The following is an 11,588-nucleotide window of genomic DNA, read 5'->3' on the forward strand; positions in this document are numbered from 1 at the left end:
TCCTCACTCAGCGTAGTCCACAGAGTGAGGATCGGGCTGACCATCCTATTAAGCCCGGCGGCCAACCGGCCGCCGGGCGAACGCACAGGATGCGCGTGGAGGCGATGCTTACAGCTCGATCCGCTTGATGTCGCCGACGACGAAGATGTAAGACAGCGCACCGATCAGCGCGATCACGCCGATGAACACGAGCGCGCCGACGAACGAGCCGGTCGACGCGACGATGAAGCCGACCACGAGCGGCGTGATGATGCCGGCGAGGTTCGCCGCGAAGTTGAAGATGCCGCCCGTCACGCCGAGCAGGCCGTCCGGCGCGATGTCCGACACGAGGGTCCAGCCGAGTGCGGCCATCCCTTGCGCGAAGAACGCGACCGACATGATCGCGATCACGGCCTCGTTGCTCTGCACGTAGTTCGCGAGAATGATCGTCGACGCGAGCAGCAGGCCCGCGATGATCGGCAGCTTGCGCGCGAGGTTCGCGGACTTACCGCGACGCAGCAGCCAGTCGGAGAAGATCCCGCCGAACATCACGCCGACCGATGCGGCAATGAAGGGCATCACCGCGAAGAAGCCGATCTTCAGCCAGCCCATGTGGCGCTCGGTGGCGAGGTAGGTCGGGAACCAGGTCAAGAAGAACACCAGCGTCGAGTTGCCGGCGAACTGGCCGAGGCAGATGCCCGCGAGCTGACGCTTCTTCAGCAGCTTGCCGGCCATCGCCCAGTTGAACTTCTTCTGCGCGCCCTTGGCGCCTTTGTCGCCGTCCTTGCGTGCACCGTGCACGAGACCGCCGCCCGCCTCGATATACGCAAGCTCCTCCGAGTTGGCGCCCGGATGGTTGCGCGGCTCATGATAGAACTTCCACCAGACCAGGCCGAACGCGATGCCGATCGCGCCGACGACCCAGAACAGCGAGCGCCAGCCGAACGCGCCCATCAGCGCGAACAGCACCGGGCTGAAGAACGCGAGGCCGATGTACTCGCCGACCGTATACGTACCGGTCGCCATCGCGCGCTCGTTCTGCGGGAACCACGTCGCGACGACCCGGCTGTTGGTCGGGAAGCACGGCGCCTCCGTCACGCCGAGCCCGAGCCGGCATGCGAACAGCGTCGCGATGCCCGGCACGAAGCCCTGCAGGAACGTGCACAGCGACCACAGCGTCATCGACCAGTAATAGGTGATCTTGCTGCCGAAGCGGTCGAGGAACAGGCCGCCGGGCACCTGCATCGCGACGTACGTCCACGAAAACGCGGAGAACATGATGCCCATCACGGCCGCATTGATGCCGAGCTCCTTGGTGAGCTGCGGTGCAGCCACCCCCAGCACGGTGCGGTCGAGATAGTTGATCATCGTGCCGATCGCGAGCAGCGCGAGAATCTTGTAGCGCGCCGAGGTGCGCCGGACCGTGCCGGCCGCCGCGGACGCGGCATTCGAGTGGGTGGTGTGCTGCATGGTTGTCTCCTGATCTCTTTTTTCAGCTAGTCGGTAGATGGGTCAGCGTGCGACCAGCGACTGAAAGTGTTCGAACATCCGTTCGTCGTCCGGCGTTCGTCCGGTGAAGATCTCGAACGCATCGACGGCCTGGTACACGGCCATCCCGCCTCCCGGCAGCGTCGCGCAGCCGGCCGCGCGCGCGGCGCGGACCAGTTCGGTTTCGAGCGGGAAATACACGATGTCGGCCACCCACATGCCCGCGCGGAGCAGCTCGGCCGGCAGCGGCAGGCCCGGATGCTTGGCCATGCCTGTCGGCGTCGCGTGGATCAGGCCCGTCGCGGCGCGCATCGCGTCCGCGAGATCGCCGCCCTGTACAACGCGTGCCGCAGGGAAGCGTTGCTGCAGCTCAGCCGCGAGATCGGCGGCGCGCGTGCCGTCGACATCGAAAATCGTCAGTTCGGCCGCGCCCATCTGCAGCGCGGCGTGCGCCACGGCCGCGCCCGCGCCGCCCGCGCCGAGCTGGACGACGCGTTCGAGCGACGCGTCGGGCAACCCGCGGCGGAACGATTTCGCGAAGCCCGACCAGTCGGTGTTGTGGCCGATCCGCTTGCCGTCCTTGAACAACACGGTGTTCACCGCGCCGAGCGCACGCGCATCGTCCGACAGCGCGTCGAGGTGCTCGATCACGCGCTGCTTGCACGGGTGCGTGATGTTCAGGCCGTTGTAGCCCATCCGCTGCGCGGCATCGAGCAGTTGCGGCAGTGCGTCGACGGTCACGCCGAGCACGTCGAGGTCGATCCGCCGGTAGACATAGCCGAACCCCTGGCGGAAACCTTCTTCCTCGTGCATCGCCGGCGACAGCGACCCGCCGATGCCCTGGCCGATCAGGCCGATCAGAAACGACGGGCGGCTCATCGCGCGGCTCCCTGCGCGAACAGCGTCGCCAGACGCTGCAGCGCGAACACGTAGCCTTCGGTGCCGCAGCCGCAGATCACGGCTTCGGCAACCGCCGACACATAGGAATGGTGGCGGAACGCCTCGCGGCGATGCACGTTCGAGATATGAACTTCGATCACCGGTTTCGCGATCGCGGAAAGCGCGTCGGCCAGCGCCACCGACGTATGCGTATAGGCAGCCGGGTTGATCACGATGCCGTGCGTATCGTGACGCGCGGCGTGCAGCCAGTCGATCAACTGGTGCTCGGCGTTCGACTGGCGGAAGTCGATTTCCAGCCCGAGCGCTTCAGCGGCCGTTCGGCAGCGCTGCTCGACGTCGGCGAGCGTTTCCGCGCCGTAGATGTGGGGCTCGCGCGTCCCCAGCAGATTCAGGTTCGGGCCGTTCAGCACCAGCACCTTGGGCTTGCTCATGGTGTTTCTGCTCCTAAAACGGGGGCGCATCGCTAGCCGACTTCGCCCCCTGACGTCAAGATTTGGCGCTAGTGTGCGCTTGCGAAAGCGCAATGTCTTTTCGGGTTTTCGCTAATTTGTACCACCTAGTTAGTTTGTACAATACGCATCACTTACCCAGTAAATTCGGGATATGGCGTTCGTCGTTAATTCAACGACTGGTTCATTCAGGGTCGATTCGACCGGCGCCGTGCCCCGCTCATCCGCAGGATTCGCCCATGCAGCGCTCGATCGCCACCGTGTCACTGTCCGGCACGCTCGCCGGGAAGCTCGCCGCCATCAAGGCCGCCGGCTTCGACGGCGTCGAAATCTTCGAAAACGACCTCGTCTACTTCGACGGATCGCCGGCCGACGTCCGGCGCATGGCCGCCGATCTCGGCCTCGACATCGTGCTGTTCCAGCCATTTCGTGACTTCGAGGGCGTGAGCGCAGCCCAGCTCGCCCGCAACCTCGACCGCATCAAGCGCAAGTTCGACGTGATGCACGCGCTCGGCACCGACCGCATCCTGGTGTGCAGCAACGTTTCGGCCGACACGATCGCCGACGACGGGCTGCTCGTCGACCAGCTCGGCGCGCTCGCGGAAGCCGCGCGGCAAGCCGGCGTGGTCGCCGCGTACGAAGCGCTCGCGTGGGGCCGAGTCGTGAAGCGGTACGGCCATGCGTGGCAACTCGTGAATGCCGTGAACAGCCCGCACCTCGGCCTTGCGCTCGACAGCTTCCATACGCTGTCACTCGACGATTCTCCGGACGCGATCGCCGACATCCCCGGCGACCGGATCGCGTTCGTGCAGATCGCCGATGCGCCGAAGCTCGCGATGGACGTACTCGAATGGAGCCGCCATTTCCGCTCGTTCCCGGGCCAGGGCGACTTCGACCTCGCGCGCTTCACCGCGCGCGTGATCGAATCGGGCTACACGGGGCCGCTGTCGCTCGAGATCTTCAACGACGGCTTCCGCGCGGCGCCGACCGCGATCACGGCCGCCGACGGCCATCGCTCGCTGCTCTACCTGGAAGAACTGACACGCGAGCGGCTCGCGCGGGACGGCCGCGCGCCGGCCGCCAGCCAGCCGCTGTTCGCGCCGCCGGCGCCGCCCGCGCACGTCGGGTTCCAGTTCATCGAATTCGCGGTCGACGCACAGGCCGCGGCAACCGTCGGCGAATGGCTCGGCCGGATGCGCTTCCGGCTCGCGGGCCGGCATCGGTCGAAGGACGTGACGCTGTTCCAGCACGGCGCCGCGTCGATCGTGCTGAATGCGGAACGCGACTCGTTCGCCGATGCGTTCTTCCAGCAGCACGGGCTGTCGCTGTGTGCTTCGGCATTCCGCGTCGACGACGCGAAAGTGGCATTCGAACGCGCGGCCGGTTTCGGCTATGCGCCGTTCTCCGGCCGCGTCGGACCGAACGAACGCGTGCTGCCGAGCGTGCAGGCGCCGGACGGCAGCCTCGAGTATTTCGTCGACGAAGCGCCGAACGCGCCGACGCTGTATGAGTCGGACTTCGTGCTGACCGACATCGACGGCCCGAGCGAGGTCGGCCCGCTGACGGGCATCGATCACGTGTGCCTGGCGCTGCCGGCCGACGCGCTCGATACGTGGATCCTGTTCTTCAAGACGGCCTTCGGCTTCGAGGCCGAGCGCAGCTGGCTCGTGCCCGACCCGTACGGGCTGATGCGCAGCCGCGCGGTGCGCAGCGCCGACGGCTCGGTGCGGATCGCGCTGAACGCGTCGGTCGACCGGCACACGGCGGTCGCCGAATCGCTCGACCGCTATCACGGCACGGGGCTGAACCACGTCGCGTTCCGCACGGACGACATCGTGAAGACGATCGCCGCGTTCGCGGCCGACGGCATTCCGTTCCTGCGCATTCCGCCGAACTACTACGACGATCTCGCCGCACGCTACGCGCTGCCGGACGAGTTGATCGACACGCTGAGCACGCATCACCTGCTGTACGACCGCGACGAGCACGGCGGCGAATTCCTGCACGCGTATACAGAACTGGTCGACAACCGCTTCTCGCTCGAGATCGTCGAGCGGCGCGGCGGATACGACGGCTACGGGGCGGCAAACGCGGCCGTGCGCCTGGCCGCGCAGGCACAGCACAGGAAATAAGAGAAAGAGACGAACCTGAATTTCGGGGCCGAATCACATTCGCGCCCCGCGGTTGGCTCAAAGGGCCGCATCCCGCACGCACCATCGTGGTGAATCGCGCGGCAGCGCACCCGCCCGCGCGGCTTGCCGCGATCGGGCCGGCAACCCCGCGCCGTCTGACGTTACATCCGGTAACCTGTACCGCAGCGCAGCATCCGGTCCTCGGCCACGGTTTTAAGAATCGCTTAAGTCTTCGACGGCACCATCCGCAACCAGTACCCGATAGTTATCTCGAAAAGGAGGAAAGCGATGAGCGCCGTAGAAGCACCCGCGGGCCGCCCGGCCGCGCCCCCTGCAAAGAAGACGATGCTGCGCCGCCTGCTCAGTCATCATGAAATCGCGACGCTGCTCGTGCTGCTGCACGCACCGATCGGCGCGAACGCCAAACCCGAACTGCCTGCGCTGCAGGAAGCCGGCCTCGTCGAGATGGTCAAGCTCGACGCCGATACGGCCCCCAGCTTCCGGCTGACCGAAAACGGCACCGCCGTCCTGAAAGGGCTCGGCTACCGCTGAGCCGCGGTTTTCACCGCTTCACCGCTTCACCGCTTCCCTTCTCCCCCTTTTCCCGCATCGCCCCGATCCCTGCGACTCGCCGGCCCTTTCGGCGCGTCGCGTCACCCTGCCCGCTCCTGCAGCATCAACCGGTATTCCGTCGGCGTCACGCCGACCGTCGCCTTGAACTGGCGCGTGAACGCGCTGTGATCCGTATAGCCGCATAGCGCCGCGACGTCGGTCACCTTGTCGTGCGTGACGAGCAGCGCGGTGGCCGCATCCAGCCGCGTCTTCAGCAGCACCTGGCGCGGCGTCAGGTGGAACACCTTGTGGAAGTAGCGTTCGAGCTGCGCGACCGACATCCCGGCCATCTGCGCAAGCTGTTTCAGGTTCAGCGGCTGTACGTAGTGATCCTGGATGTGCTGGACCACGTCGGCGAGCCGGCTGTACGCCGGGTGCGATCCCTCGTGCGCCTTCAGGTCGCGCGAGATGCCCGCGAGGCCGACCACCCTGCCTGCGGCATCGCGCAGCGGCTCCTTGCAGGTCAGGCACCAGCCCGGCTGGCGGCCCGGATACAGGTGCAGCTCGAGCTGGTCCATCAGCTGCTGGCCCGCGTTGATCGTCGCCATGTCCTGCTCGAAATAGCTGCGGCCGAAGCGGCGCGGAAACACTTCGTCGGCCGTCTTGCCGAGCAGGTCACGCTTGTCCTTGTAGCCGCAGCGCATCGCCAGCGTGCGGTTGACGAGCGCGTAGCGGCCGTTCGCGTCCTTCACGAAGAATGCGACGTCCGGCAGCGCATCGAATACCGGTTCGAGCAGGCGGAAGTGCGCGAGCATCGCGCCGAGATCGGCGTTGTCTGGCTGGTGGCGCAACGTATCGGACAGGCTCATGGGCGGTACGGCTGGCAAGGTCGTCATCCGGGCAACCGCAAGGCGAGTGGCAGATGGCGTCGATTATAGAAGCGCCCCTCCGATCGCGTCGCGCCGATCGCAAGGGCGGGCAAGTTGGCGGCAGCCGCCACGTCGCGCGGTCGGCCGACCGGCTTCGACACGCCACATACGTTGCGTGCACAACCACTGCGCCGCGCATGCGACGGCCGGCCGGGAATCCGCTTATGCCAACGCCGCAGCCATGCATGCACCGGCGCCAACATGCCATGAGCGCACGGGCTTGCCGGAGCACCGGCACCGCGCATCCGCATCCGCATCCGCATCCGCATCCGCATCCGCATCCGCATCCGCCAGCATAAAAATGCAACCGTACAGCGTCTTGGCGCGTTTGCGCATTCGTCGTGACGATTTCGGCATATATCAGGGTTATCGACGATATGCCGATATCGTCGCCGGCCGCGCACCGAACGCGCAAGACGCACGCATTTTCGCTGTCTAGACTTCGCTTCACGGTCACGAGACGACCTTCCGCCGCGGCAGCGACCGGCGTGCAGGGCCTGCGGCATCGGCCACCACACACGCCGATTCCGGCACAGCCCGGGCAGCACGCGGCACGCACGCACGGCCCTCGCATCGGCCTGCCGACCGAACCGTCTCGCCCGGTTTACCGGTGCCGGCCCGCCAGCCGGCGGCGGCCCAACCACGCCATCAAGGGGAAGTGAAAGTGAAGCTGAAGGTATCGCACGTCGCGCTGGCCGCTGCCTGCGCACTGTCGGGCGCGCACGCCATTGCCGCCGACGTCGTCAAGATCGGTTTCGCCGCACCGCTGACCGGCCCGCAGTCGAACTACGGCACGGACATGCAGAAGGGCGTGCAGCTCGCGATCGCCGATTTCAACGCGACGCGTCCGACGATCGGCGGCAAGCCCGTCACGTTCCAGCTCGATTCGCAGGACGACCAGGCCGACCCGCGCACGGGCACGACCGTCGCTCAGCGGCTGATCGACGACAACGTCCGCGGGATCATCGGGCACTTCAACTCGGGCACGAGCATTCCCGCGTCCGACCTGTACGATCGCGCGGGGTTGCCGCAGATCTCGATGGCCACGTCGCCGCAATACACCGCGCGCGGCTACAAGACGACCTACCGGCTGCTGACGAGCGACGCGCAAGCGGGCCGCATCGTCGGCACGTACGCGGTGAAGACGCTGCGCTTCAAGCGCATCGCGATCATCGACGACCGCACGGCCTACGGCCAGGGCATCGCCGACGAATTCGCAAAAGCCGTCGAGGCGGCGGGCGGCACGATCATCAAGCGCGACTTCACGAACGACAAGGCGCTCGATTTCTCAGCGATCCTGACCAACCTCAAGGGAATGAACCCGGACGCGATCTTCTACGGCGGCGGCGACGCGCAATCGTCGCCGATGATCCGCAAGATGCGCCAGCTCGGGATGAAGTCGGCGTTCGTGACGGGCGAGATGTCGCGCTCGCCGACGTTCCTGAAGGTCGGCGGCGACGCGGCCGAAGGCGCGATCGTCTACATGGGCGGGCTGCCGAAGGAGAAGATGCCGGGCTTCGCCGGTTACGCGGCACGCTACAAGGCGCGCTTCAACGAAGACGTGATCACCTACTCGCCGTACTCGTATGACGGCACGATCGCGCTGCTCACCGCGATGAAGGACGCGAACTCGACCGACCCGAAGGTGTACACGCCGTATCTCGGCAAGGTGTCGGTCAAGGGCGTGTCGGCCCCGAGCATCGCGTACGACGCGAAGGGCGACCTGAAGGATGCGCCGGTGACGATCTACAAGGTCGAGCGCGGCACGTTCAAGCCGGTCGATACGATCGCCGGCAACTGATACGCAACCCGGCCCCGCGCGGCGCGTCAGCGGCTCACCGGCCGCCCGCGCCGCGCGCGCTTTTGTCCCGGCCCCGGCCGCGCGCCGAAGCCTTCCCCGTCGCATACCCGCGCGCGCATTTCGCGCTCCTGTAGAATCCTCCCACCCGCTTTGACGCTTCGTCCCTGCCGTGCCCCATCCCGGTGCGGCGGCGCGTGTTGCGCGCCTCACCCGGCACACGACACGCTTCGACGATGCAAGCCGCGCCTTGTCAGTCCATGCCGATAGCGGGCCCTGGAGACGCAGCACCGACAACAACATTCGAAAACCGATCGTCCTGACCATGCAAGCTTCCGAATTGAGCGGCGTGCCTCGCGCCGCCGAACGCGCGCTCACGCGCAGCGACTACAAGACCCTTGGCCTTGCCGCACTCGGCGGCGCCCTTGAGTTCTACGACTTCATCATCTTCGTGTTCTTCGCGCCGGCGATTGGGCAACTGTTCTTCCCGCACGACATTCCCGACTGGCTGCGCCAGTTGCAGACGTTCGGCATCTTCGCGGCCGGCTATCTCGCGCGCCCGCTCGGCGGCGTGATCATGGCGCACTTCGGCGACCTGTTCGGCCGCAAGCGGATGTTCACGCTGAGCGTGCTGATGATGTCCGTGCCGACGCTGCTGATGGGCCTGCTGCCGACCTACGACACGATCGGCATCCTCGCGCCGGTGTTGCTGCTGCTGTTCCGCGTGCTGCAGGGCGCGGCGGTCGGCGGCGAGGTGCCGGGCGCGTGGGTGTTCGTGTCCGAGCACGTGCCGTCGCGTCATATCGGCTATGCATGCGGCACGCTGACCGCGGGCCTGACGGCCGGCATCCTGCTCGGCTCGCTCGTCGCCGCCGGCATCAACAGCCGCTACTCGACCGCCGAAGTCGGTGCGTTCGCATGGCGCATCCCGTTCCTGCTCGGCGGCGTGTTCGGCCTGTTCTCCGTGTACCTGCGCCGCTGGCTGCATGAAACGCCGGTGTTCGCCGAGATGAAGGCGAAGAAGGCGCTCGCGGCCGAGATTCCGCTGAAGGCCGTGCTGCGCGACCACGGCCGCGCGGTGATCGTGTCAATGCTGCTCACGTGGATGCTGTCGGCCGCGATCGTCGTCGTGATCCTGATGACGCCCGCGCTGCTGCAGAAGCAGTTCCACCTGACGCCCGCGACGACACTGTTCGCGAACAGCGTCGCGACGCTGTGCCTGACCGCCGGCTGCATCACCGCCGGTTCGCTCGCGGGCTGGATCGGCGCGAAGCGCGTGCTCGGCATCGGCGGCATCGGGCTGGCCGCGTGCTACTACCTGCTGTTCGCGCAGGTCGCGGCCGATGCGTCGACGCTACCGCTCTACTACGGGATCGCGGGCTTCATGGTCGGCACGATCGGCGCGGTGCCGTTCGTGATGGTCAAGAGCTTCCCGGCCGTCGTGCGCTTCTCGGGCATCTCGTTCTCGTACAACGTCGCGTATGCGATCTTCGGCGGCCTCACGCCGGTGATCGTGTCGCTGATGATGAAATCGAATCCGCTCGCGCCGGTCGTGTACGTCGCGGCGATCTGCGTGCTCGGCGCGATCGCCGTGCAGTTCTCGAAGGATGCGAAGGACGTGAAGGACGCACGCTGAACGTCGGCGCGCACGCGCCGGCCAGATGAACGAAGGGCCGAATCCCGCGGCGTGCGGGATTCGGCCCTTTTGTTATGACTCGGCCTGGCGGCGCGAGTCAGCCCGGTTCAACGCAGCACGCCGTACGACGAACTCGGCCGGCGCAGCGCGTCGATGCTCGCGCCGCCGGCGCCGGTGACGAACAGCAGCAGGAACCCGCCGGCGATCGCGACGTTCTTCCAGAAGTGAATCACCATGTCGTGCTGGACGGCGGCGCTCGTCGCGTCCCAGAAATTGTGCCCGACCATCGCGGTCGCGATCGTGTACACCGCCATCAGCAACGCGAGCGGCCGTACCTTGTAGCCGACGATCAGCAGCAGGCCGCCCAGCCCCTCGATCGCGACGACGATCGGCGCGACGACCTGTTGATAGGGCACGTTCATCCCGTGCAGATACGCGATGAAATCGCTGTAGCCGAGCAGCTTCATGATGCCGCCCCACAAGAACAACGCCGCCAGCGCCAGGCGTGCGAAAAAAATGACGCCGGAATCGACGGTACGCGTCATGCCTCTCTCCTCGTATGCAATTCGGCCGCTTGCCCCGGGCGCGCCCGGGCGGTTCGACGCCGCGCGCCCCGGAAGGGGGCGCGGCAAATGGGCCAGCATAGAGGGTCTTTTCGCCGTGTCCAAGAAAAAGGTTGTAGCAAATCTTTACACTGCGGCGGCCGCGCCGGCGGCTCGACGCACTGAAAAACGCGTTTAGCCCGCGTCGCTCAACAACACCCCTTTCTTGAAGATGAAGCAGCCATAGCCGCGCAACTCGCCGGTGACGATCACCGCGTAGGCCTGCTGCGCGCGCTCGTAGAACGCGAAACGGTCGATGCCCGCGAGCGGCACCGCGCGCCCTTCCGCGCGGTCGATCTCGGCCTGCACTTCGCGCTGCACGGGCGGCACCGCGGCTGCGTCGCCGACGACTTCCATCCGCCATGCGGGCGTGTCGACGAACGTGTCGAGCGGCAGCACGGACAGCACCGCGCGCACGACGCGCGCCGAATCGGCGCCGTCGATGCGCAACGCGCGGCCGACCACCGTGTGCTCCGCGACGGATTCCGCCGGGAAATTCGCATCGCAGATCGCGATTTCATCACCGTGCCCCATCGCACGCAGCGTGTGCAGGATGTCGGCGTGCAGCAGCGGGTCGAGATTCTTCAGCATGTCGGCTAGTCTCCAGGATCAGGAACGAATCGCATAACGTTACCCGATCCCGGCGGCCGTTGCGCATGCATCGCTCACGTCACGACGCCGCGGCCGGCATCTCGTCGATGAAACCGGTGACCGTCGCGAGGCGGCCCGACGCATCGACCGTGCCGAAGTCCGAACCCTTCACGATCGCCGCGCCGTCGGGCGACACGAGCGCCCACGAGAACCGCAGGTGCTGGCCGAACGCGTCGACGTCGGTCGTGCGGCGAAAGCGGAACGCGGGGAAGCGTGCCTGCACGGCCGCGATCATCGCGTCGATGCCTGCGTGGCCGTCGCCGGCCATCAGCGGATCGCGATAGGCCGCGTCGCTCGCGTAGGTCGCATCGATCAGCGCGCGGCGGCGCGCGACGTCGGGTTCGTTCCATGCGTCGAAGTAGCGGTCGATCAGGTCGGCGTGAATGGACGAGGCGGACGAGGCGGATTGGGCGGTGCTCATGGCGAGGCTCCTTGTGTCGATGAGGGGACGAGGTCGCGAACGTTGCGTGTT

At 66.8% G+C, this 11,588-nt stretch carries 11 protein-coding genes; 4 read left to right on the forward strand and 7 right to left on the reverse strand.

All coding sequences use genetic code 11. The annotated features are described in order from the left end of the window. Positions 1 to 108: 108 nt before the first annotated feature. From FOZ70_RS31460 to aroQ, 3 genes are read right to left on the reverse strand one after another with little or no spacing between them, the layout of a single operon-like run. A complete protein-coding gene (locus FOZ70_RS31460) occupies positions 109 to 1,449 on the reverse strand; it encodes an MFS transporter (RefSeq protein ID WP_219707508.1) in 1,341 nt (446 codons plus the stop codon). A gap of 42 nt (positions 1,450 to 1,491) precedes the next feature. Then, complete coding sequence (locus FOZ70_RS31465; protein ID WP_048020812.1) at positions 1,492 to 2,346, reverse strand: shikimate dehydrogenase; 855 nt, start codon at positions 2,344 to 2,346, stop codon at positions 1,492 to 1,494. Next, positions 2,343 to 2,798, reverse strand: a complete 456-nt coding sequence (aroQ, locus tag FOZ70_RS31470; RefSeq protein WP_021159313.1) for a type II 3-dehydroquinate dehydratase — start codon at positions 2,796 to 2,798, stop codon at positions 2,343 to 2,345. The genes FOZ70_RS31465 and aroQ overlap by 4 nt, the downstream gene beginning before the upstream one ends. Before the next feature lie 257 nt (positions 2,799 to 3,055). Here aroQ and FOZ70_RS31475 point away from each other — a divergent pair, with 257 nt between their 5' ends. Both FOZ70_RS31475 and FOZ70_RS31480 read left to right on the forward strand, forming a co-directional pair. Then, complete coding sequence (locus FOZ70_RS31475) at positions 3,056 to 4,948, forward strand: sugar phosphate isomerase/epimerase and 4-hydroxyphenylpyruvate domain-containing protein (RefSeq protein WP_021159312.1); 1,893 nt, start codon at positions 3,056 to 3,058, stop codon at positions 4,946 to 4,948. Positions 4,949 to 5,236: 288 nt separating this feature from the next. Continuing rightward, positions 5,237 to 5,500, forward strand: coding sequence for a hypothetical protein (locus FOZ70_RS31480; RefSeq protein ID WP_021159311.1), 264 nt, complete (start codon positions 5,237 to 5,239; stop codon positions 5,498 to 5,500). Positions 5,501 to 5,601: 101 nt separating this feature from the next. Here FOZ70_RS31480 and FOZ70_RS31485 read toward each other — a convergent pair whose 3' ends face one another. Further along, positions 5,602 to 6,396, reverse strand: coding sequence for an AraC family transcriptional regulator (locus tag FOZ70_RS31485; RefSeq protein WP_021159310.1), 795 nt, complete (start codon positions 6,394 to 6,396; stop codon positions 5,602 to 5,604). 697 nt (positions 6,397 to 7,093) lie between these two features. On the opposite strand from FOZ70_RS31485, the gene FOZ70_RS31490 reads away from it, so the two are divergent. Beyond that, entirely contained in the window at positions 7,094 to 8,230 is a 1,137-nt protein-coding gene (locus FOZ70_RS31490) for a branched-chain amino acid ABC transporter substrate-binding protein (RefSeq protein WP_021159308.1), read from the forward strand. Positions 8,231 to 8,552: 322 nt separating this feature from the next. Next, on the forward strand, positions 8,553 to 9,863 hold the full coding sequence (locus FOZ70_RS31495) for an MFS transporter (RefSeq protein ID WP_060224768.1): 1,311 nt from the start codon (positions 8,553 to 8,555) through the stop codon (positions 9,861 to 9,863). A 107-nt stretch (positions 9,864 to 9,970) separates the two neighbouring features. Here the strand turns inward: FOZ70_RS31495 and FOZ70_RS31500 are convergent, their stop codons facing one another. From FOZ70_RS31500 to FOZ70_RS31510, 3 genes are all read right to left on the reverse strand, one after another. Beyond that, entirely contained in the window at positions 9,971 to 10,408 is a 438-nt protein-coding gene (locus FOZ70_RS31500; protein WP_021159306.1) for a DoxX family protein, read from the reverse strand. 192 nt (positions 10,409 to 10,600) lie between these two features. Continuing rightward, entirely contained in the window at positions 10,601 to 11,056 is a 456-nt protein-coding gene (locus FOZ70_RS31505; RefSeq protein WP_021159305.1) for an RbsD/FucU family protein, read from the reverse strand. A 79-nt stretch (positions 11,057 to 11,135) separates the two neighbouring features. Next, entirely contained in the window at positions 11,136 to 11,537 is a 402-nt protein-coding gene (locus tag FOZ70_RS31510; RefSeq protein WP_048023376.1) for a nuclear transport factor 2 family protein, read from the reverse strand. Between the last annotated feature and the right edge of the window lie 51 nt (positions 11,538 to 11,588).

Origin of the sequence: Burkholderia sp. COPS (assembly GCF_019425585.1) — a bacterium.
Lineage (GTDB): Bacteria > Pseudomonadota > Gammaproteobacteria > Burkholderiales > Burkholderiaceae > Burkholderia > Burkholderia cepacia.